This window comes from Pseudomonas sp. Pseusp97 (assembly GCF_047304025.1).
Lineage (GTDB): Bacteria > Pseudomonadota > Gammaproteobacteria > Pseudomonadales > Pseudomonadaceae > Pseudomonas.
Genome location: NZ_JBGLYK010000013.1, coordinates 1 through 19,666, shown reverse-complemented (window position 1 = coordinate 19,666; position 19,666 = coordinate 1). Strand labels below are relative to the sequence as shown.

The 19,666-nt window shown below is 65.7% G+C and carries 20 protein-coding genes and 1 tRNA gene; 8 read left to right on the top strand and 13 right to left on the bottom strand.

The features are described 5' to 3' along the window. Positions 1-9: 9 nt before the first annotated feature. From proB to rplU, 4 genes are all read right to left on the bottom strand, one after another. Positions 10-1,128, bottom strand: coding sequence for a glutamate 5-kinase (gene proB / locus ACCC94_RS04695; RefSeq protein WP_413348237.1), 1,119 nt, complete (start codon positions 1,126-1,128; stop codon positions 10-12). A gap of 61 nt (positions 1,129-1,189) precedes the next feature. Next, positions 1,190-2,410 (bottom strand): Obg family GTPase CgtA, encoded by a 1,221-nt coding sequence (cgtA, locus tag ACCC94_RS04690; protein ID WP_413348236.1) that lies wholly within the window; start codon positions 2,408-2,410, stop codon positions 1,190-1,192. 159 nt (positions 2,411-2,569) lie between these two features. Continuing rightward, the gene (gene rpmA / locus ACCC94_RS04685) at positions 2,570-2,827 is read right to left on the bottom strand and encodes a 50S ribosomal protein L27 (protein WP_017521622.1); all 258 of its coding nucleotides are present in this window, start codon (positions 2,825-2,827) and stop codon (positions 2,570-2,572) included. Positions 2,828-2,850: 23 nt separating this feature from the next. Next, complete coding sequence (rplU, locus tag ACCC94_RS04680) at positions 2,851-3,162, bottom strand: 50S ribosomal protein L21 (protein ID WP_088421673.1); 312 nt, start codon at positions 3,160-3,162, stop codon at positions 2,851-2,853. Positions 3,163-3,403: 241 nt separating this feature from the next. On the opposite strand from rplU, the gene ACCC94_RS04675 reads away from it, so the two are divergent. Together ACCC94_RS04675 and ACCC94_RS04670 are read left to right on the top strand one after the other, a co-directional pair. After that, positions 3,404-4,372: a polyprenyl synthetase family protein gene (locus ACCC94_RS04675; RefSeq protein WP_413348235.1), complete on the top strand. Its 969-nt coding sequence runs from the start codon at positions 3,404-3,406 to the stop codon at positions 4,370-4,372. Between the two features lie 170 nt (positions 4,373-4,542). Then, the gene (locus ACCC94_RS04670; RefSeq protein WP_413348234.1) at positions 4,543-4,767 is read left to right on the top strand and encodes a hypothetical protein; all 225 of its coding nucleotides are present in this window, start codon (positions 4,543-4,545) and stop codon (positions 4,765-4,767) included. Between the two features lie 249 nt (positions 4,768-5,016). Here the strand turns inward: ACCC94_RS04670 and ACCC94_RS04665 are convergent, their stop codons facing one another. The 6 genes from ACCC94_RS04665 to ACCC94_RS04640 form a co-directional block, all read right to left on the bottom strand. Beyond that, complete coding sequence (locus ACCC94_RS04665; RefSeq protein WP_413348233.1) at positions 5,017-5,634, bottom strand: FKBP-type peptidyl-prolyl cis-trans isomerase; 618 nt, start codon at positions 5,632-5,634, stop codon at positions 5,017-5,019. A 111-nt stretch (positions 5,635-5,745) separates the two neighbouring features. After that, the gene (locus ACCC94_RS04660) at positions 5,746-6,042 is read right to left on the bottom strand and encodes a DUF6482 family protein (protein WP_088421676.1); all 297 of its coding nucleotides are present in this window, start codon (positions 6,040-6,042) and stop codon (positions 5,746-5,748) included. A 125-nt stretch (positions 6,043-6,167) separates the two neighbouring features. Further along, on the bottom strand, positions 6,168-6,662 hold the full coding sequence (locus ACCC94_RS04655; RefSeq protein ID WP_413348232.1) for a TIGR00645 family protein: 495 nt from the start codon (positions 6,660-6,662) through the stop codon (positions 6,168-6,170). Between the two features lie 199 nt (positions 6,663-6,861). Next, positions 6,862-7,203, bottom strand: a complete 342-nt coding sequence (locus ACCC94_RS04650) for a hypothetical protein (protein WP_413348231.1) — start codon at positions 7,201-7,203, stop codon at positions 6,862-6,864. A 147-nt stretch (positions 7,204-7,350) separates the two neighbouring features. Continuing rightward, positions 7,351-9,855, bottom strand: coding sequence for a Lon protease family protein (locus tag ACCC94_RS04645; RefSeq protein ID WP_413348230.1), 2,505 nt, complete (start codon positions 9,853-9,855; stop codon positions 7,351-7,353). Positions 9,856-9,951: 96 nt separating this feature from the next. Further along, a complete protein-coding gene (locus ACCC94_RS04640) occupies positions 9,952-10,275 on the bottom strand; it encodes a TraR/DksA family transcriptional regulator (protein WP_024763072.1) in 324 nt (107 codons plus the stop codon). Between the two features lie 231 nt (positions 10,276-10,506). On the opposite strand from ACCC94_RS04640, the gene ACCC94_RS04635 reads away from it, so the two are divergent. Continuing rightward, positions 10,507-10,995, top strand: coding sequence for a DUF3015 domain-containing protein (locus ACCC94_RS04635; RefSeq protein WP_038803701.1), 489 nt, complete (start codon positions 10,507-10,509; stop codon positions 10,993-10,995). A gap of 62 nt (positions 10,996-11,057) precedes the next feature. After that, positions 11,058-12,923 carry a DUF4105 domain-containing protein gene (locus ACCC94_RS04630; RefSeq protein WP_413348229.1) on the top strand — a complete coding sequence of 622 codons (1,866 nt, stop codon included), beginning with the start codon at positions 11,058-11,060 and terminating at the stop codon, positions 12,921-12,923. On the opposite strand, the gene ACCC94_RS04625 is transcribed toward ACCC94_RS04630, so the two are convergent. The 3 genes from ACCC94_RS04625 to rtcR are packed head-to-tail and all read right to left on the bottom strand — an operon-like array spanning position 12,917 to position 16,057. After that, positions 12,917-13,849: an SMI1/KNR4 family protein gene (locus tag ACCC94_RS04625; protein ID WP_413348228.1), complete on the bottom strand. Its 933-nt coding sequence runs from the start codon at positions 13,847-13,849 to the stop codon at positions 12,917-12,919. The two genes, ACCC94_RS04630 and ACCC94_RS04625, sit on opposite strands and share 7 nt — an antisense overlap. Beyond that, the gene (locus tag ACCC94_RS04620) at positions 13,842-14,411 is read right to left on the bottom strand and encodes an NADAR family protein (protein WP_413348227.1); all 570 of its coding nucleotides are present in this window, start codon (positions 14,409-14,411) and stop codon (positions 13,842-13,844) included. Before ACCC94_RS04620 ends, ACCC94_RS04625 begins: the two co-directional genes overlap by 8 nt. A 35-nt stretch (positions 14,412-14,446) precedes the next feature. After that, a complete protein-coding gene (gene rtcR / locus ACCC94_RS04615; RefSeq protein ID WP_413348226.1) occupies positions 14,447-16,057 on the bottom strand; it encodes an RNA repair transcriptional activator RtcR in 1,611 nt (536 codons plus the stop codon). Positions 16,058-16,341: 284 nt separating this feature from the next. On the opposite strand from rtcR, the gene ACCC94_RS04610 reads away from it, so the two are divergent. From ACCC94_RS04610 to ACCC94_RS04595, 4 genes are all read left to right on the top strand, one after another. Continuing rightward, positions 16,342-16,412, top strand: a tRNA-Ser gene (locus tag ACCC94_RS04610). Positions 16,413-16,762: 350 nt separating this feature from the next. Then, the gene (locus tag ACCC94_RS04605; protein ID WP_413348225.1) at positions 16,763-17,905 is read left to right on the top strand and encodes a slipin family protein; all 1,143 of its coding nucleotides are present in this window, start codon (positions 16,763-16,765) and stop codon (positions 17,903-17,905) included. A 31-nt stretch (positions 17,906-17,936) separates the two neighbouring features. After that, complete coding sequence (locus ACCC94_RS04600) at positions 17,937-18,323, top strand: zinc-ribbon domain containing protein (RefSeq protein WP_413348224.1); 387 nt, start codon at positions 17,937-17,939, stop codon at positions 18,321-18,323. Between the two features lie 8 nt (positions 18,324-18,331). Next, complete coding sequence (locus ACCC94_RS04595; protein ID WP_413348223.1) at positions 18,332-19,552, top strand: RtcB family protein; 1,221 nt, start codon at positions 18,332-18,334, stop codon at positions 19,550-19,552. Positions 19,553-19,666: the final 114 nt, after the last annotated feature.

The window sequence follows — 19,666 nt, the reverse complement described above, 5'->3', positions numbered from 1 at the left end:
GCAATCTCCTCAGACGAGCACCAGGTTATCGCGATGGACCAGCTCCGGACCGTCGACATAGCCGAGCAGGCCTTCGATGGCGTCGGTCGGCTGGCCGATGATCTTCTGCGCCTCGAGCGCACTGTAGTTCGCCAGACCACGGGCGATCTCCCGACCCTGCTGATCCACGCAGACCACCATCTCGCCGCGACGGAAACTGCCCTGCACGGCTTTCACGCCGACCGGCAGCAGACTCTTGTGATCCTGCGCGACCGCCTTTACCGCACCATCGTCGAGCACCAGGGTGCCGCGCATCTGCAGGTGGCCAGCCAGCCACTGCTTGCGCGCAGCCTTGCGGCTCTGCTCGGGGGTCAGCAGCGTGCCGAGACGCTCACCCACCCGCAGGCGATCCAGCACGCGCTCGATGCGACCACCGACAATGACGGTATGCGCACCGGAACGCGCCGCAAGACGAGCCGCACGCAGCTTGGTCTGCATGCCGCCACGCCCCAGCGCACCACCAGTGCCGCCCGCCACTGCATCCAGGGCAGGATCATCGGCGCGAGCTTCGAAGATCAGCTCGGCATCGGGATTGTTGCGCGGGTCGGCGTCGAACATGCCATCGCGATCGGTGAGAATTACCAGCAGGTCAGCCTCGACCAGGTTGGCCACCAGCGCCGCCAGGGTGTCGTTGTCACCGAAGCGAATTTCATCGGTGACCACGGTGTCGTTCTCGTTGATCACCGGGATCACACCGAGATCGACCAGCGTGCGCAGGGTGTTGCGGCCGTTGAGGTAGCGCTTGCGATCGGACAGGTCGTCATGGGTCAGCAGCACTTGCGCGGTCTGCAGGCCGTGCACGCCGAAGCTGGACTCCCAGGCCTGCACCAGGCCCATCTGCCCCACGGCGGCTGCCGCCTGCAGCTCGTGCATGTCACTAGGTCGGGAAACCCAACCCAGGCGACTCATGCCCGCCGCGACGGCGCCCGAGGACACAAGCACCAGCTCGACGCCCGCACAATGCAGCGCGACCATCTGCTCGACCCATACCGCCATGGCGTCGCGATCCAGACCGCGACCATCGGCGGTCAGCAACGCACTGCCAATCTTGACTACCCAGCGCTTGGCGCCAGTGACCTTCTCACGCATACCCTCAACCTTAGAAGTCAGGCTTCACACGTTTCATCCGGACCGGCGGGCGCCGCTCCGATCAAGGCACGTAGAAGATTTCCGGCCCGTCGCCGTCGTCTTCGTCATCCTCGAAATCATCGTCATCCAGATCATCGACATTCTTCAGACCGGAGCGACGCAGAGCACGAGCATCGTCCAGAGCCTGCAGACGGGCACGAGCCTCGTCCTCGATGCGCTGATCCAGGGCCGCCAGGGCTTCGCCATAGGCCGGCTCTTCCTCGATGCGCAGGGTGCGCTCGTCGAGGTACTTCATGATGTCCTGGCTCAGGGCCTCGGTGCCATCGCGCTCCAGGGCGGAGATCACATAGACCGGACCTTCCCAGCCCAGGCGCTCGACCACGGCCTGCTTGCGACGTTCCCGCTCCTCGGGCTCGAGGATCTGGTCCATCTTGTTCAGCACCAGCCAGCGGTCACGCTCGGTCAGCGCCGGGCTGAATTTCTCCAGCTCGTGGACGATGGTTTCGGCCGCATCAGCCGGGTCGCTCTCATCCAGCGGCGCCATGTCGACGATGTGCAGCAGCAGCCGGGTACGCGCCAGGTGCTTGAGGAAACGGATACCCAGGCCGGCGCCTTCGGCGGCACCCTCGATCAGACCGGGAATGTCGGCGACCACGAAGCTCTTGAAGCGACCGACGCTGACCACGCCCAGGTTCGGCACCAGGGTGGTGAAGGGATAGTCGGCCACCTTCGGCTTGGCAGCGGAGACCGAACGGATGAAGGTGCTCTTGCCGGCGTTCGGCAGGCCCAGCAGGCCGACGTCCGCCAGGACCTTCAGCTCCAGCTTGAGGTCACGCGCCTCGCCGGGCTTGCCCGGAGTGGTCTGGCGCGGCGCGCGGTTGGTGCTGGACTTGAAGCGGGTGTTACCCAGGCCGTGCCAGCCACCCTGGGCGACCATGATGCGCTGACCGGCAGTGGTCAGGTCGCCGATGATTTCCTGGGTATTGGCATCGATGATGGTGGTGCCGACCGGCACGGGCAGGACGAGATCCTCACCCTTGGCGCCGGTGCAGTCCTTGCTGCCGCCGTTCTCGCCGCGCTGGGCGTCGAAACGGCGGGTGTAGCGGTAGTCCACCAGGGTATTGAGGTTCTCGTCGGCCTCGAGGAACACCGAGCCGCCGTCGCCACCGTCACCGCCGTTGGGACCGCCTTTCTCGATGAACTTCTCGCGGCGGAAGCTCATGAGACCGTTGCCGCCGTCACCGGCTTTCACGTGGATGGATACTTCGTCGACGAATTTCATTGCGAACGCCTCCCGCCGAGCTGGCGGGTTGAAAATAAGAAAAGGAGCATAGGATACAGCCAAGTCCGCGCAAACGCCCGAACCGACGGCACCTCGCCTGGAGACGCCAGAAACAAAAAAGCCCCGTCGCGAGACAGGGCTTTTTCAGTGAGAGCTCGCTTAGGCAGCGACGACGCTTACATAGCGACGGCCAAAGGCGCCTTTCACTTCGAACTTGATCACGCCGTCGACTTTAGCGAACAGGGTGTGATCCTTGCCCATGCCGACGCCGTAGCCAGCGTGGAACTGGGTACCGCGCTGACGCACGATGATGTTGCCTGCTTTCACAGCCTGGCTACCGAACAGCTTCACGCCAAGGCGTTTGCTTTCTGAGTCGCGGCCGTTGCGGGTACTACCGCCAGCTTTTTTGTGTGCCATGAGTCAATTCTCCTGAAGAGGAATTAGGCCTGGATGCCGGTGATCTTGATTTCAGTGAACCACTGGCGGTGGCCCTGACGCTTCATGTGGTGCTTGCGGCGGCGGAACTTGATGATGCGGATTTTATCGTGACGGCCGTGGGAAACCACTTCTGCAGTCACTTTCGCGCCTTCTACCACCGGCAGGCCGATCTTGACGTCATCGCCGTTGGCGACCAGCAGAACGCGATCCAGGTTGATCGCTTCGCCGGTGGCGACGTCGAGTTTCTCGACCTTGAGGAATTCGCCTTCGGTGACTTTGTATTGCTTGCCACCAGTAACAATTACTGCGTACATCTGGATGTCTCCGTTAGACCTGCTCACCCGACGCTTTATAGAAAGAGGAATCGGTCGGCATGGCTGCATGGGGCCGGAAAGGACGCCCGTGCAATTGCGTAAGGCAGGATATGCCAGGGAAGTTCGGGGCCGCGATTGTACGCAAAGCCCCGGTGCGGATCAAGCCCCATGGGGCCTTGCCTTGACAGCCCCAACCCCGGCACCTAGCATGCCGCGCAATCTACGAGGAGCGCTGTCTTTAATGCAACCCCAGGCTTTCTATCGCGTGGTGGCGGACGACTTCACCGCCGTCGACGGCATCATCCGTCGCCAACTCACTTCCCGCGTTCCCCTGGTGGAAAAGATCGGCGACTACATCATCTCCGCTGGCGGCAAGCGCCTGCGCCCGCTGCTGGTGCTCCTCTCGGGCAAGGCCCTGGGCTATTCGGGCGACGACCTGAAGCTGCTGGCCGCCACCATCGAATTCCTGCACACCTCGACCCTGCTGCACGACGACGTGGTCGACGCCTCCGGCCTGCGCCGCGGCCGCGCCACCGCCAATGCCCAGTGGGGCAACGCGCCCAGCGTGCTGGTGGGCGACTTCCTGTATGCGCGCTCCTTCGAAATGATGGTCGAGCTGGGTTCCATGCCGGTCATGCGCATCATTTCCCAGGCCACCCGCGTGATCGCCGAAGGCGAAGTGCTGCAGCTGTCCAAGGTCCGCGACGCCAGCACCACCGAAGAAACCTACATGGAAGTCATCCGCGGCAAGACCGCGATGCTCTTCGAGGCTTCCACCCACAGCGCCGCCGCGCTGGCCAACGCCCAGCCGGAGCAATCCGAGGCGCTGCGCCTGTTCGGTGACGCCCTGGGGATCGCCTTCCAGCTGGTGGACGACCTGCTCGACTACCGCGGCGACGCCGCCAGCCTGGGCAAGAACGTCGGCGACGACCTCGCCGAAGGCAAGCCCACCCTGCCGCTGATCGCCACCATGCGCGACGGCACCGCGGAACAGGCCGCGCTGGTGCGCAAGGCCATCCAGCAGGGCGGCAGCCAGGACCTGGAAGGCATCCGCGCCGCCGTCGAAGCCGCCGGCGCGCTGGACTACACCGCCAATCTGGCGCGCGAATACGCCGCCCGCGCCGTCGACTGCCTGAAGGCCCTGCCGGACAACGAATACCGCGCTGCCCTGATCGAGCTGGCCGAGTTCGCCGTCGCCCGCACCCACTGATCCTCGGTTTCGCGAAAGCCCGCCCCGGTTCGCCGCGGCGGGCTTTTTGTTGCCTGTCCGTTGACCGGGAACAACGGATCGTCGCCTGCGAGAAAATTTTTCCAATTCAGGCTTGCTATTGAGATAATAAGAATTATTCTCATTAAACGATCTGCACGGAGGAATACACCATGACCTACATGATCGACGCCTGGCTGGATCGCCCGCACCCCTACCTGCGCATCCTGCATCGGGACACCGGGGAAGTCTGCGCGGTGCTGGAGGAGGAAGCCCTGGATGAGCTGCGCGAGCAGGGCGGCCTGGAGCTCTCGGAGCTGTCCACCAGCGAGCCGGGGGTGCTCAAGGAGCTGGTGCGCAGCCTGTTCCTGTTCTGTTACGCCCGCGCGCTGCGCTGAGCGCTACGCCAGCCGACTGTAGGAGCGAGGGGGCGCCTAGCTATTGCTCGCGAACCTCTCAACACTGGCGCTGGGCTGTTCGCGAGCAAGCTCGCTCCTACAAAAAGCGCGTGCATTCAGTTTTACGGCGGCGCCGGATGCGCCGTCGGTGCTCCGCCGCCCGGGAGGCGGATGCACGAAGGGGCGCCGGAGCGCCCCTTTTCCTGCGCAGTCGCCAGGGACGGCACGGCGCAGCGAACCCGTCGGAAATCAGAGGATTTCCAGCAGCTCGACGTCGAACACCAGCACGCTGTGCGGCGGGATACTGCCGACGGCCTGGCCGCCATAGGCCAGCTCGCTCGGCACATGCAGGCGCCATTTGCTGCCGGCGTTCATCAGCTGCAGGGCCTCGACCCAGCCGGCGATCACACCGCCCACCGGGAATTCGGCCGGCTGGCCGCGCTCGTAGGAGCTGTCGAAGACGGTGCCGTCGACCAGGGTGCCGTGGTAGTGGGTGCGCACGGTGTCCTCGCGGGACGGCTTGGCGCCTTCGCCGGTGGTCAGTACTTCGTACTGCAGGCCGGACGGCAGGACGGTCACGCCTTCGCGCTTGGCGTTCTGTACAAGGTATTCGCGACCCACGCCGGCGGCGGCTTCGGCTTTCGCCTGGGCTTCGGCCTGCATGCGCTCGCGGATCACCTGGAAGCTGGCGGACAGGGCTTCGCCCGGAACGCGGCTTTCCACGTTGGCGTAGGCGTCGGACAGACCGGCCAGGATAGCGTCGAGGGTCATGCCGGGAACCGGGTTCTCGCGCAGCTGGTCGCCCAGCTGACGGCCAATGCCGTAGCTGACGCGGCCTTCGTCGGTGGAAAGGTTGAGTTCGCTCATGGCGGCGCTCCGCTGGGGGTTCAAAAAAGGGCCGCCAGCCTAGCACAGATGCACCGCCTCCCCCACCGCGCGCCTCGCGCGGCAGGTCGGGCCGCACGCAGCGCTGCGCGACTAGCGCAGCGGCATGGTCACGCCGGCGCCGATATCGCGCTCATCGAGCATGCCGCACATCTCGTCGTGCACCACCGCATGCACCAGATGGAACGGCAGCGGCGGGAGCGCGCGCAACACCTGGCGGGCATGGGTGACGGAGCGCACGCTGATGACGTGCCCGGCATCGTCCTGGACCGGGTAGAAGCGCGCGCCCATGCGCGCTTCCAGCACATAGATGTCGCCTTCCAGCGACACCAGGTTGATCTCGTCGATGTCGCCGGCAACGGAGCGGCTGGTCAGTTCCTGCAGATTCATATGCTGCACCTCCTGCGGGTTGATCCACGCAGAAGTCTTGACCAGCAGGCGCCCACCGCAAGGCGAAAACACAACCGCCCGTCCGTTTTGCAACGACCGGGCGGCGGGGACGACACGGCAACGCCTCAGTGGTCGTGGCGCGTCGCCTTGTCCAGATAGCCCATGGCGAAGGCCGAAAGGACGAAGGTGAGGTGCATGATCACGTACCACATCAACTTGTTGTCATCGATGTTCTTCGCGTCCATGAAAATACGCAGCAGGTGGATCGAGGAGATCGCCACGATGGAAGCGGCCACCTTGTTCTTCAGCGAACTGGCGTCCATCTTGCCGAGCCAGTTGAGCTTCTCCTTGCCTTCATCGATGTCCAGCTGCGACACGAAGTTCTCGTAGCCGGAGAACATCACCATCACCAGCAGGCCGCCGACCAGCGCCATGTCGATCAGCGACAGCAGCACCAGGATCAGGTCCGCCTCGGCGATGCTGAAGATGCTGGGCAGGATATGGAAGATTTCCTGGAAGAACTTGATGGTCAGCGCCAGCAGCGCCAGCGACAGGCCGATGTAGATAGGCGCCAGCAGCCAGCGCGCGGCGTACAGGGAGTTTTCGACGAATCTTTCCATGGTGCTCGCAGCAGATGTCTTGGGAAAAGGGCGGCCGCAGTATAGCGGATGGCTTTTGCGAGTAAGCCGGGCTTTCTATGGAAAAATATGTCGATGGATATAGCCGGACCGCCACGCTATGCAACCGTAGCAGCCAGGCACCCTGCGGGCTTCAGCCGCTTGCGCAGGGGCGGCGCAATCCCTCCGGGCCTTGAGAGGCTCAGCCTTCGGGGCGGAACTGGAAATTGCTGACGGAGCGCGAGCGCTCACCGTTCAGGCGGCGCAGTTCGCCCTGCAGGTGCAGCTGCCAGATGGGCGGATCCTCCGCCACGATATAGCCCTGCTGGGCCAGGCAGTCGGAGATCGCTTCGAGCACGCCCTCAGCCACGAATGGCCCGCAGAACGGGCCCTGCGCCTTGATGGCGGTGGGCTGCGCACCGGACATGCCGGCTGCGCACAACAAGGTCCAGAGTCCATTCTCTCCGGCCAGCGGCCTGATCTCGCACTCGATGCGCGTGGTCAGCCCCAGACAGGGGCGGATAAGGCAGAGGTTACGCGGCATGGCGGCACCCTCGCGGTTGTCCTGAGATTGAGACTACACCCAGGTTCCGACACGCGAAAGCGCGGATTTATCCACTCATCCTGCAGACAACGGTGTGTAAAACACGCGGACAGGAGCGCCGCCGCAGCGCCCCTGCCCTGCCGGCCATCAGTCGGCGTCCTTCTTCTTGCGGGCGCGCTCTTTTTCCACAGGAGCCTTTTCCACCGGCACCTTCTCCGCCTTCGGCTTGGCGGCGGGCTTGGCGGCGGCCTCCTTGGCCGGCTTCTCCTTCTCTTCCTCGTCCATGCCCAGCTCGGAGATTTCCTTCAGCCGCTCGACGACGCGGGCGTTGACGCTGCCCTTGGGGAAGTGGCCCTTGGCATCCGGCGCACCGGCCGGCTCGCCGACCAGCAGGCTCAGCGCCTCGTCTGCCTGGCGCACGGCGTAGATGTGGAACTGGCCGTTGCGCACCGCCTGCAGGACGCGTTCGTCGAGCATCAGGGTAGCGACGTTGGCACGCGGGATGATCACCCCCTGCTCGCCGGTCAGGCCACGCGCCTCGCAGAGACGGAAGAAGCCTTCGATCTTCTCGTTGACCCCGCCCACCGCCTGCACTTCGCCGAACTGGTTGATCGAGCCGGTGATGGCGAAGCATTGCCGCAGCGGCGTGCGCGACAGGGCTGAGATCAGCGTGCAGACCTCGCCGAGCGAGGCGCTGTCGCCATCCACGTAGCCGTAGGACTGCTCCAGGGCGATGCTCGCGGAAATCTCCAGGGGGAATTCCTGGGCGTAGCGGCTGCCGAGGTAGCCGGTAAGGATCATCACGCCCTTGGAGTGGATCGGCTGGCCGAGGTTGACCTCGCGCTCGATGTCGACGATGCCGCTACCGCCCGGGTAGACGGTGGCGGAGATGCGCGCGGGCATGCCGAAGGCGGAGTCGCCGACTTCCAGCACGGTCAGGCCATTGCACTTGCCCACCGCGGCGCCCTCGCTGTCGATCAGGATGATGCCGGCAAGGATGTCGTCGAGAATCCGCGCCGAGACGCGGCCGGTGCGGGTTTCCTTGGCCTTCAGGGCGCGCTCGATGTGGCCCAGGTCGGTCACTTCCTGGCCGGCCAGCTGGCGGATGAAGTCCGCTTCGCTGACCAGCTGGAACAGGTCGCCGATGCGCGCCGAGAGACGGCCCTGGTGCTCGGCCAGGCGGGCGCTGTAGGTGGCCAGGCGCGCCACGGCCTCGCGGGTGAGCGGCGCCAGGCCTTCTTCGGAGGTACGGGTTTTCAGCAACTGGGCGAACTGTTCGAGGCTGTCCTCGGCGAGCGGGATGTCCTCGTCGAAGTCCACCAGCACGCGGAACATCTCCTGGAAGTCCGGGTCAAGGTCCTGCAGCGTGTAGTAGATCTGCCGCGAACCGATGATGATCACCTTGATGTTCAGCGGGATCACCTGGGGCGTCAGGCTCATGGCAGTGAGGCGGCCCAGCTCGGCCAGGGGCGACTCCATCTTCAGCTGGCGCGACTGCAGCGCGCGCTTGAGCGCATCCCAGACGAACGGTTCGCTGAGCAGCTTCTCCGCCTCCAGCACCAGGAAGCCGCCGTTGGCGCGGTGCAGGGCACCGGGGCGCAGCTGGCGATAGCTGGTGTAGAGCGCGCCCTGGTCGGAGGCGTACTCGATGCGGCCGAACAGGTTGTCGTAGGTCGGGTGCGACTCGAACACCACCGGCGCGCCGCTGGTGGCGTGGTGGCCGATCGCCTGGTTCGGCGCGTACTGCTCCTCCAGGCTCTGCTTGCGCTGCGGGTCGGTGCGCTCGGCGTCCACCAATTGGTCGACCACGGTCTTCAGCAGGTTGAGCTGCATGGCCTGCAGGTAGGCGCTGACCCCGGAGTTGTTGTTGTACTTCTCCACCAGCGGCGCCAGCAGCGGCTGCAGCGCCAGGGTGATGGTTTCCTCGTTGAGCTGGCGCAACTGGTTGCTGGACTCGCGCTTCCACTGCGGCAGGCTGGAAAGCTCCTCGTTGAGGTGTTCCTCGAGGTCGGCGATGTCGGCATGGAAGCGCTCGCGCTCCTCCTCCGGCAACTGGGCGAACTCGGCCTCGTCCAGCGCCTTGCCATCCTTCATCGGGGTGAAGGCGATGTTGGCGCTGTCGCGGTACAGGGCGACTTCCTTCTCCAGCGCCAGGCGCTCGACGGTGTCCAGGGCCTTGTCGTAGCGCTGGTTGAAGGCGCGGTCGATGGCGCTCTTCTTCTGCTGGTAGGCCGGGTTCTCGAATACCGAGGGGAAGGTGGACAGCAGGTTGTCGATCAGGTGGTCGATGTCGGTGCCGAACTCGGCGGCGCTGCCCGGTGGCAGCTCGATCACGCGAGGCTCGCGCGAATCGTCGAAATTGTTGACGTAGACCCAGTCGGCCGGCGTCGGCAGGCGCTTGCCCTCGGCCTTCAGGTAACGCTGCACGAAGGAGAAGCGGCCGGTGCCCGGCTCGCCCATGACGAACACGTTGTACCCCGGACGCGGCATCGCCACGCCGAACTGCAGCGCCTCGACCGCGCGCTCCTGTCCGAGCACGCCCAGGAAAGGCTCCAGTTCTTCGGTGGTCTTGAAGGGAAACTGTTCGGGAGTGAAGGGGCGGGTCAGTTCATCGGGCGCCAGGCGCAGGCCGGCAGCAACGGAATCGGGCATTGGAGGTCCTTGCTTCGGGCGGCGCGAGGCCGCGGAGATTCGTCCGCATTCTCGCGCCGCCCGCGCGCCACTGGCAAGGCAGTATTGGTGACAGTTTCAGTCCACTGCATCGGCGCAGCGCAGGCAGTGTTCGGCGGCGGGCAGCGCGCGCAGACGGCGCTCCTCGATGGCCTCGCCGCAGCGCGCGCACTCGCCGTAGGTGCCGTCGGCCAGGCGCAGGCGCGCCATGCCCACCAGGCGCATGCCCGCCTCCGCTTCGGCCAGCAGGGCACGCAGCACGTCGTCGTTCTGCCGCTGCTGGGCCTGCTCGGCGAAGTCCGGCGAATGGCTGCGACCGAGATCGCGGCGGATGGCTTCGGCGCGTTTGGAATACTCGGCCGCCAACTGGTCCAGCGCTGGCCGTGGATCGAAATCGACCATGACTACTTCCTCGCAAGGGGAACTGATTCAAGTGTGGTCGGTTCCAAGACTTCCGCCGCTGATGCCGATCAACTGCGGATCATCCGGGCCTGTCGAGACCGGCTCGGCCATACTGCCTGCGGCAGCGGTTGCCTTGACACCTGCAAGGCATTGGAGAAAAGCTCTGACCAGGCGCTGTTTTGCTGTCAGCGACTGTTCACCGGTCCCCGACCTCAAAAAGAGAGAAAAACGATGAAAAGGATTCTGCTCGGTACCCTCCTCGCCACCGCCTCCCTGAGCGCCCTCGCCGATGCACCCGGCAGCGACGGCTGCGGCTGGGGCAACATGCTGTTCAAGGGCCAGCGCGGCACCGCCACCCACGTACTGGCTGCCACCACCAACGGCACCAGCGGCAACAACACCTTCGGCATGACCACCGGCACCAACGGCTGCCACACCAACGGCGCGCTGACGTACGGCGGCAAGCCGATGATCGTGCTCAGCAGCATGATGGACGAGCTGTCCGAGGACATGGCCAAGGGTGACGGCGAAGCGCTGACCACCTACGCCGTCGTGCTGGGCGTGAAGCCCGAGGACCGCGCGCATTTCGCCCAGGTCACCCACGAGCACTTCGCGCAGATCTTCAACAAGTCCGACGTCACCGCCGAAGACGTCTACGCCAATACCCAGGCCGTCCTGAAACAGGACAGCACCCTGGCCAAGTACGCCGAACAGGCCTGACGGCCGACGCGAGCCCGCCGCCTCCCGGCGGGCTCATCCTTCCCCTCCAGTAAGTCCACTCGATGCCCAAACGCCTGTTGCCCTGGATGGCGCTGTGCGCCTGCACTCCCCTGCTGGCTTCGCCGGCGATCGACCCACAACGCCTGCAGCGCCTGGCAGACGAGCCCTACTGGCTGGCCCTGGGACACTACGAGCACGCCAAGCTCGGCGGCTGGCGCAGCTTCGTCGATGATCCGAAGTTCTTCCTCGCCAGGGATGGAGACCGCGACCCCGAATCCGAGCTGGCCGCCACCGTAAAGGCCCTCTACGCCCCGGCCAGCCTCGGCGACAAGCACGCCCAGTGCGTCTATCCGGCGCGCACCCGCTGGTTGCGCCAGCAGCTGCAGCTCGACGACCTGCCGGCGGTCGAGTGCAAGGAATTCACCACCTGGTATCAGGACATCAACCCGCACAGCGCCGTGCTGGTGTTCCCGGCTGCCTACCTGAACAGCCCGTCCTCGATGTTCGGCCACACCCTGCTGCGCATCGACCAGGCCGACGTCGACTCCGACAACACCGCCCTGCTCAGCTACGCACTCAATTTCGGCGCCTACATCGAGGGCATGGACAACAGCATCCTCTATGCCTGGAAGGGCCTGATGGGCGGCTACCCCGGCCTGTTCGCCCTGGTGCCCTACCGCGAGAAGCTCTCCGAATACAGCCGCCTGGAAAACCGCGACCTCTGGGAATACCGCCTGAACCTGACGCCGGAGGAAACCGCGCGCATGGTCGAGCACGTCTGGGAGCTGAAGCAGATCCGCTTCAAGTACTACTTCTTCGACGAGAACTGCTCGTTCCGCCTGCTGGAGCTGCTGGAGATCGCCCGCCCCGGCACCGAGCTGACCGACCACTTCCCGCTCACCGCCATCCCCACCGACACGGTGCGCGCAGTCAAGGACGCCGGACTGATCGACCGGGTGGACTACCGCCCGTCCCGCGAACGCGAACTGCTGGCCCGCGGCGAACCACTGAGCCACGACGAAAAGGTGCTGGCGCGCCGGATCGCCGACGACGACAGCCAGTTGCAGAGCCCCGAATTCGCCGCCCTGCCCGCCGACCGCCAGGCACTGGTGCAGGACACCGCCTTCCGCCTGGTGCGCTACCGCGCCACCGGCCAGGAACGCGACCAGTCCACCGCCTCGCGCAGCTACAACCTGCTCAAGGCGATCAACCGCAACCCGCCGCCGGCACTGGACGTGGAGCGCCCCGGCCAACCGGAGAACGGCCACGAATCGCGCACCTGGCAGATCGGCGCCGGCAGCCGCGACGGCGAGGCCTTCGCCCAGTACGGCCTGCGCATGGCCTACCATGACCTCGACGACAACGCCTACGGCTTCCCCCTCGGCGCACAGATCGAGATCGGCCAGCTCAAGCTGCGCCAGTACGAAGGCAACCGCTGGCAACTGCAGCAGCTGGACCTGGTCACCATCCGCTCCATGACGCCGCGCAACGAGCTGCTCAAACCGCTGTCCTGGCAAGTCGCCGGCGGCTGGGAACGGGTGATCGGCAAGCACAGCGACAACGACCACGACACCCTGGTCGGCCACCTCAATGGCGGCGCCGGCGGCAGCTGGAAGCTGAGCGACGACCTGCAGGCCTACGCCCTGGGCACTGCGCGCATCGAGAACAACCCGGACTTCGCCGCCGCCATCGCACCCGCCGTGGGCTTCGACACCGGCGTGCTGTGGAGCAACCCGCTCGGCAACCTCAGCCTCGAAGGCAAGGGCGACTACTTCCACAACGGCGAAGTGCGCCGCACCCTGAGCTTCGGCCAGCAGGTGGAGCTGGGCCGCAACCTCGGCCTGCGCCTGTCGGCCCAGCGCGAGTTCAGCCATGAAGCCAGCCCGCGCAACGAAGTGATGCTGGAGCTGCGCTGGTACCACTACTGATCCAACTGACACTCCGCGACGCCCTGGTCGGCAAACCACTGCACCAGGGCCTCGCGCTGCATCACCCGCGCGTGCACCGGCGCATTGCCGCCGCCGGTCAGCAAACGGCCAAGGTCGCAGCCCCGGTCGCGCAGCTGTTCCAGCAGTGCGATATCGCCGCTGCGCACCGCGTGCGCCAGGGCCAGGCGCTGCAACTCCGGCTCGCCGGCAATCCGCCCCTGCTCCAGCGCCGCGCGCCAGTCGCGTACCAGCGGCCGCAGCGAATCGTGCAGAAGCTGCGCCAGCGCTTCGCCCTCGGCGCCCGAAGCGGCCAGTTCATCCAAGGCCTCGAGCAATTCCTGCCCGGCATCCGCGCCTTCAGCGAACGGGTCTTCATCGAAGCCCAGCAACCCGAACAGGCCGTACAGGTCGTCGGCCACCCTGGTCAGTGCGTCCTCGTGCAGACGCAGCGGCCAGGCCGGCGGCAAGGCTCGGCTCCAGGCGTAGATGGCGCCGAATTCTTCCGGCTCGACGCAGACGTAGACCCGCTCCAGATACTCGAAACCGCCAATGGGCAGGAAGCCCACGCGGTCATTCCACTGCTCGCCGTTCTCCTCGGCGACTTCCTCGGCGCACTCCTGTTCGTGCTCCAGCCAGCCCCACAGGTCGTGGTAGCCGTCGCTGTCCGGATAGAACAACTCGTTGAAGGAGTAAGGATGCAGATGGCCGTCGTAATCCACGCACAGCTCGTAATCCAGCCGGCCACCGAAGCTGCAGCGCCACAGGGCGACCAGTTCGGGCGGCAGCTGGCTGCCCAGGCGCTGTTGGACCTCTGCAAGCTGGGCATCACTGATCGGCGGCTGGGCGTCGTGGATGATGCGCCCGGCGAACCAGGCCAGGCGGTGGTCGCGCAGCAGTTGCTGCTGGGCAGCTGTGAACTCAGGCATCCTGGCACTCCTGGCGCAGCGCATGGCGCGCACTCATGAGGGCAACACCCAGCAGGTTCAGCCCGCGCCAGCGCGCCGGGTTACCCGCGTCGGGATGATCGGCCGCAAGGCCAATGCCCCAGATGGCATCCACCGGGCTGGCCTCGACCAGCACGCGGTCGCCGGTGCCCAGGAGGAACTCGCGCAGGGCCGGGTTCTGCCCGAACTTGGCATGATTGGCGCGGGTCACAATGGCCAGCCGCTCGGCATCCCAGACCGCCTCGTCGAAGCCGCCGATCTCGCGGCCGATGGATTTGGCCTCGGCCGGCGTGCGCGCCGCGAGAATCCGCGCCAGCGCCGCCTCGTCACCGAACAGCCGGGCCTTGGCGGCCATCATGTAGTGCTCGGCGCTGCGGTAGGTCAGTCCATCGATTTCGAAGTCCGCTTCGAACCACTGGCTGAAGCAGCTCTTGTCGACGTCCCCGGAGCGCTTCGGGCGATGCCCCCAGAAGTACAGGTACTTGAACGTTTCGCCCGCCTGGATGCGTCGACACAACAGCTCGACACTCATCGGTTCATCCATGATCGGCTCCTTGCCGCGACCGCAAAACGCCGATTCTAGCGCACCCCGTCGGTGATGCCCGGCCAATCCAGCCCGAAGCGCGCCAGGTACTTGCGCAGGCGGTCGGCATCGTTGGGGTTCTGCTTTTCCTGGCGCGAGACGGCGAACAGCTGGCGGCCAGCGTCGGACAGGCTGCGCGCCTGCCGGCAGACGTCGATCACCGCTTCCAGTTGTAGACGGTCGAACAGGTCCAGCGCCTCGGCGCCCTCACCCAGCAGGCGATCCAGCAGGCTTTGCGCCTGGGTGGCGCCCCAGGAGTGACGCAGCCGGCCGATCTCTTCCTCCACCAGCGCCTCGTCGATCCGCCCGCTGTCGGCCAGGGTCGCCATGCGCGTGATGGAGGCGGACAGCTCGCGGAAGTTGCCGCTCCACAAGGCCTGCGCCGAGTTGGCGAAGGCCAGGTAACGGGTGCGCGCCTCGCGGTTGAAGCGCACCAGGCGGCCCTGCTCGCGGGCGTGGCGCTCCAGTTCGAAATCGATGTTCGGCTCGATGTCCTCGCGGCGCCCGGCCAGGCCCGGCAGGTCGAAGGTCCAGAGGTTGATGCGGGCGAACAGATCCTCGCGGAACAGCCCTTCGGCCACCCGCTCGCGCAGGTCGCGGTGGGTACCGGCGATCAGCTGGAAGTCGCTACCCACCTCGCGGTCCGAGCCCAGCGGGAAGAAGCGCTTCTCCTCGATGGCCTTGAGCAGCATGGCCTGCTCGTCCAGGCCCAGCTCGCCGATCTCGTCGAGGAACAGCATGCCGCCGTCCGCCGCGCGCAGCAGCCCTTCGCGGGCGTTCTGCGCGCCGGTGAACGCACCCTTGATGTGGCCGAACAGCGCGGACATGGCGCCGTCACCGCGCAGCGTCGCGCAGTTCACCTCGACGAAACGCCCCTGGAACTGGTGCCGGGCACGCTTGAGTTCATAGACACGACGGGCGAGGAACGACTTGCCGGCGCCGGTCGGGCCGATCAGCAGCATCGGCGCGCGAGAACGCCCGGCGACCCGCTCGATCTGCTCGATGGAGCGATTGAAGTCGGCGTTGCGCGTGGCGATGCCGGACTTGAGGAAGGCCAGGCTTTCCTCCTGCTCACGGCGGAAGCGCGTGGCGATGCGGTCGTAGCGCGACAGGTCGAGGTCGATGACCGTGACCGTCCCCTCCGGCTGCCGCGCTTCGTCCTTGCGCCGCGACGGCGATGCCTGCACCAGCCGCGCCGGCAGGTAGCGCGCCTCGGTGAGGAGGAACCAGCAGATCTGCGCGACGTGGGTGCCGGTGGTGATGTGCACCAGGTAGTCCTCGTGCTCGGTATCGAAGGCATAACCGCCGACGAAGTCGTGCAGAGCACCGTAGACCTCCTCGAAGTCCCACGGGTTGCGCAGCGCCATGGGCTGCAGGCGCACCTCGGTCTCCGGGGAGACAAACCTCACGTCGGCGGCGATGCGCTCGGAGAGGCTGACATCACGCGCGTCCAGCCCGTGGATCAGCTCCAGGCGGTCGATCAGCAGGTCCTGCTGCTGGCACAGGCCGACGGTGGGCCGCCACTTCTGCCAGCGCGCCGCGCCCTTGCCGACGCGATCCAGGGTGGAACCGAGGAAGCCGATGGCAACGGTTTTCTTGGCCTTCATCTTTTATCCATCAAGATAAGTAACGATCTCAGAATATCCAAAGATCGCCATACCGGCCAAGCACTGGAATCGGAACAGCACCTGACAAAAATAATTAAATCGTTATTTATCAGGTAGTTATAAAAACATCCTTCCATCTAAAACAAACCTGGCACGCCGCTCGCTATATCTCCTTCGACCGCATCGCTGATGCAGCCCACGGGCAGGGACTTCAATTCCCGCCGGTGCCCGAGCCCACCCCTGGTGTCGGCTTCGTGCATGCCGCTGCAGCAGTCACGGTCGATGGCGCGGTAGCTCAGTCGGATAGAGCAACCACATGACGTGGTCGACGCAGGTTCGAGTCCTGCCCGTGCTGTTCGGTAGCTCAGACGGATAGAGCAGCCATCCACGATATGGCCTGTCGCGGGTTCGACTCCCGCTCGAACACTGCCCTCCAACGGCAGCTACTCACGAATGCAACACCCCGCCGGTGGGCGAAGGGACACGCGCAAACGGGCCAGGAAGGCCGGATACGCCAGTGACCCGAAGCCACCGCCGGCCCGCCCGGTACGAGGACCGGGCCCGCGACAAGGCAAGTGCTGGCCGATGGATTCGGCGCAATGGACAGGAAGTCCGCGGCACCTGGCTCTCGCAGGCCCCCGCCTCGCCACCCGACGGGCTGGCGGGCCACCGGCACCGAAGGACAAGAGAAGAAGGAAGAGAAAAATGAAACTGCTGAAGCGCTTTACCGTGAAGAAGAACGAACGCGGCCTGCTGTACTCCGAGGGCGATTTCCTGGCGATCCTCGAGCCGGGCATCCATCGCCACCTGGACCTGTACAACCGCCTGAGCGTGGAAACCTTCAGCCTGAACACCCCGCTGTTCGAACACCGCCTGGCCGGCTACCTGCGCCAGTCCGAGCCTGCGCTGGTCGAACGCTACTTCACCCGCATGGACCTGGCCGAGGACGAGGCCGGCTTGCGCTTCGAGGACGGCGTGCTGGCGGAAATCCTCGCGCCGGGCAGCCGCCGGCTGTACTGGAAAGGCCAGACCGAACAGCTCCTGGAGCGCATCGACCTGAGTCAGGAGTACCGCGTGGCTCCGGTGCTGTTGCAGCAGATGCAGGGAAACCTGCGCGGCCGCAGCGTGATCGGTGCCGAAGCACTGCTGGTAACCCTGGTGCCGGCCTACCAGGTCGGCGTGCTGAAGGTCGATGGCGCGGTGGTCGAGCTGTTGCCGGCCGGCCAGTACGGCTTCTGGCGTTACAACCGCCAGGTGAGCGTGGAGCTGATCGATACGCGTATCCAGGCGCTGGAAGTCAGCGGCCAGGAAATCCTCACCCGCGACAAGGTGAGCCTGCGTCTGAACCTGGCCGCCAACTGGCGTTACAGCGACGTGCTGACGGCGTTTTCCAGCCTGTCCAAGCCGCTGGAGCACCTCTACCGCGAACTGCAGTTCGGCCTGCGCGCAGCGGTGGGCACCCGTTCGCTGGATGAGCTGCTGGAAAACAAGCGACTCATCGACGATTCGGTCAGCGCCTACCTGAAGGAGCGGCTGCCGGGCACCGGCATCGAGGTCAGCGGACTGGGCGTGCGCGACATCATCCTGCCGGGCGAGATGAAGACCCTGCTGGCCCAGGTGGTGGAGGCGGAGAAGGCTGCGCAGGCGAACGTGATCCGTCGTCGCGAGGAAACCTCGGCAACCCGCTCGCTGCTGAATACGGCCAAGGTGATGGAAGACAACCCCACCGCCCTGCGCCTGAAGGAACTGGAAACCCTGGAGCGGGTGGCCGAACGAATCGACCGCATCTCGGTATTCGGCGGCCTGGATCAGGTATTGAATGGTCTGGTAACGCTGAAGCAGGCCTGACAAAGGCCTGCCCGGCGCAGGAGATAGCACGGTGAAGAGCAACAAGCAGCGCCGTCAGGAAATCCGCCAGAAACGCGAGCGACGCAAAGCCTGGAAGGCCGAACGGGCCAGGCAGCCGGATAGCCGCCTGGCGCCGCCCGGCAGCTTCCCGGTCAACTGCTCGGCGCTGGCGCCTTATCACAGCTATGGCGACCCTCTGTTCGTTCGCCCTGGCTGGTACGAGGATCAGGATTTCACCTGCCACGACTGCGGCGCCGAGCAGACCTGGACCGCCGCCCAGCAGAAGTGGTGGTACGAAGACTGTCAGGGACAGGTGTATTCCACGGCGATACGCTGCCGGACCTGCCGACTGAACAAACGAATTCGCGATGGTCGGGCACCAGCCGCTTCCGGCCAGCTCGCCAAGCAACAGAAGTGAGTAGAGACATGAGCAACAAGACCTTCCAACTGCTGGAAGTCGCCAACGGCAAACCGATCAAGCTCTGGACCCAGGGCGTGCCGGTGGAAGACGACGCCAGGCAGCAACTGATGAACACCGCGAAGATGCCCTTCATCTTCAAGCACCTGGCCGTGATGCCGGACGTGCACCTGGGCAAGGGCTCGACCATCGGTAGCGTGATCCCGACCCGGGGCGCCATCATCCCGGCCGCCGTGGGTGTGGATATCGGCTGCGGCATGATCGCCGCGCGGACCTCTCTGGTGGCTTCGGATCTGCCGGATAACCTGCACGGCCTGCGCACCGCCATCGAGAAGGCCGTGCCCCACGGCAAGACCTTCGGCCGCCGCGACCAGGGCGCCTGGGAGGACGTGCCCGAGCACGCCGACGACGCGTGGCGCGCGCTGGCCGGTCGCTTCAAGGCGATCACCGACAAGTACCCGAAACTGGAAAAGACCAACAACCGCAAGCACCTGGGAACCCTCGGCACCGGCAACCATTTCATCGAGGTCTGCCTCGACGAGGCCAACCGCGTCTGGTTCATGCTGCACAGCGGCTCGCGCGGCGTGGGTAACGCCATCGGCAACCTGTTCATCGAACTGGCCCAGGCCGATATGCGCCAGCACATCGCCAACCTGCCGGACCGCGACCTGGCCTACTTCGAGGAAGGCAGCCAGCACTTCGACGACTACGTGGAAGCCGTGGGCTGGGCACAGGACTTTGCCCGGCAGAACCGCGAACTGATGATGCGCGCGGTGATCGCGGCAGCCCGACAGGTCATCCGCAAGCCGTTCGAAGCGAACCTGGAAGCGGTGAACTGCCACCACAACTACGTGCAGAAGGAGCGCCACTTCGGCGAAGAGGTACTGGTGACGCGTAAAGGCGCGGTGTCCGCGCAGAAAGGCCAGCTCGGCATCATTCCGGGGTCGATGGGCGCCAGGAGCTTCATCGTCCGCGGCCTGGGTAACGAGGAAGCGTTCTGCTCGTGCAGCCACGGTGCAGGGCGAACCATGAGCCGTACCAAGGCCAGGAAGCTGTTCAGCGTCGAGGACCAGATACGCGCTACCGCCCACGTCGAATGCCGAAAGGACGCCGACGTGATCGACGAGATCCCGATGGCCTACAAGGACATCGACGCCGTGATGGACGCCCAGCGCGAGCTGGTGGAAGTGCTGCATACCCTGCGTCAGGTGGTATGCGTGAAGGGATAAGAGTGGCGGGGGGGGGGGGGGGGGGGGGGGGGGGGGCGGGGGGGGGGGCCGGCGGGGCAGGAGAGGGGGGGTGGGGAGCAGCGGGCCGGGGGGGGGGGGGGGGGGGGGGGGGGG

What these genes read in the sequence shown, in the direction of transcription:
- proB (WP_413348237.1), bottom strand. Translation starts at nt 1,128, where the DNA reads ATGCGTGAGAAGGTCACTGGCGCCAAGCGCTGGGTAGTCAAGATTGGC.
- cgtA (WP_413348236.1), bottom strand. Translation starts at nt 2,410, where the DNA reads ATGAAATTCGTCGACGAAGTATCCATCCACGTGAAAGCCGGTGACGGC.
- rpmA (WP_017521622.1), bottom strand. Translation starts at nt 2,827, where the DNA reads ATGGCACACAAAAAAGCTGGCGGTAGTACCCGCAACGGCCGCGACTCA.
- rplU (WP_088421673.1), bottom strand. Translation starts at nt 3,162, where the DNA reads ATGTACGCAGTAATTGTTACTGGTGGCAAGCAATACAAAGTCACCGAA.
- ACCC94_RS04675 (WP_413348235.1), top strand. Translation starts at nt 3,404, where the DNA reads ATGCAACCCCAGGCTTTCTATCGCGTGGTGGCGGACGACTTCACCGCC.
- ACCC94_RS04670 (WP_413348234.1), top strand. Translation starts at nt 4,543, where the DNA reads ATGACCTACATGATCGACGCCTGGCTGGATCGCCCGCACCCCTACCTG.
- ACCC94_RS04665 (WP_413348233.1), bottom strand. Translation starts at nt 5,634, where the DNA reads ATGAGCGAACTCAACCTTTCCACCGACGAAGGCCGCGTCAGCTACGGC.
- ACCC94_RS04660 (WP_088421676.1), bottom strand. Translation starts at nt 6,042, where the DNA reads ATGAATCTGCAGGAACTGACCAGCCGCTCCGTTGCCGGCGACATCGAC.
- ACCC94_RS04655 (WP_413348232.1), bottom strand. Translation starts at nt 6,662, where the DNA reads ATGGAAAGATTCGTCGAAAACTCCCTGTACGCCGCGCGCTGGCTGCTG.
- ACCC94_RS04650 (WP_413348231.1), bottom strand. Translation starts at nt 7,203, where the DNA reads ATGCCGCGTAACCTCTGCCTTATCCGCCCCTGTCTGGGGCTGACCACG.
- ACCC94_RS04645 (WP_413348230.1), bottom strand. Translation starts at nt 9,855, where the DNA reads ATGCCCGATTCCGTTGCTGCCGGCCTGCGCCTGGCGCCCGATGAACTG.
- ACCC94_RS04640 (WP_024763072.1), bottom strand. Translation starts at nt 10,275, where the DNA reads ATGGTCGATTTCGATCCACGGCCAGCGCTGGACCAGTTGGCGGCCGAG.
- ACCC94_RS04635 (WP_038803701.1), top strand. Translation starts at nt 10,507, where the DNA reads ATGAAAAGGATTCTGCTCGGTACCCTCCTCGCCACCGCCTCCCTGAGC.
- ACCC94_RS04630 (WP_413348229.1), top strand. Translation starts at nt 11,058, where the DNA reads ATGCCCAAACGCCTGTTGCCCTGGATGGCGCTGTGCGCCTGCACTCCC.
- ACCC94_RS04625 (WP_413348228.1), bottom strand. Translation starts at nt 13,849, where the DNA reads ATGCCTGAGTTCACAGCTGCCCAGCAGCAACTGCTGCGCGACCACCGC.
- ACCC94_RS04620 (WP_413348227.1), bottom strand. Translation starts at nt 14,411, where the DNA reads ATGGATGAACCGATGAGTGTCGAGCTGTTGTGTCGACGCATCCAGGCG.
- rtcR (WP_413348226.1), bottom strand. Translation starts at nt 16,057, where the DNA reads ATGAAGGCCAAGAAAACCGTTGCCATCGGCTTCCTCGGTTCCACCCTG.
- ACCC94_RS04605 (WP_413348225.1), top strand. Translation starts at nt 16,763, where the DNA reads ATGAAACTGCTGAAGCGCTTTACCGTGAAGAAGAACGAACGCGGCCTG.
- ACCC94_RS04595 (WP_413348223.1), top strand. Translation starts at nt 18,332, where the DNA reads ATGAGCAACAAGACCTTCCAACTGCTGGAAGTCGCCAACGGCAAACCG.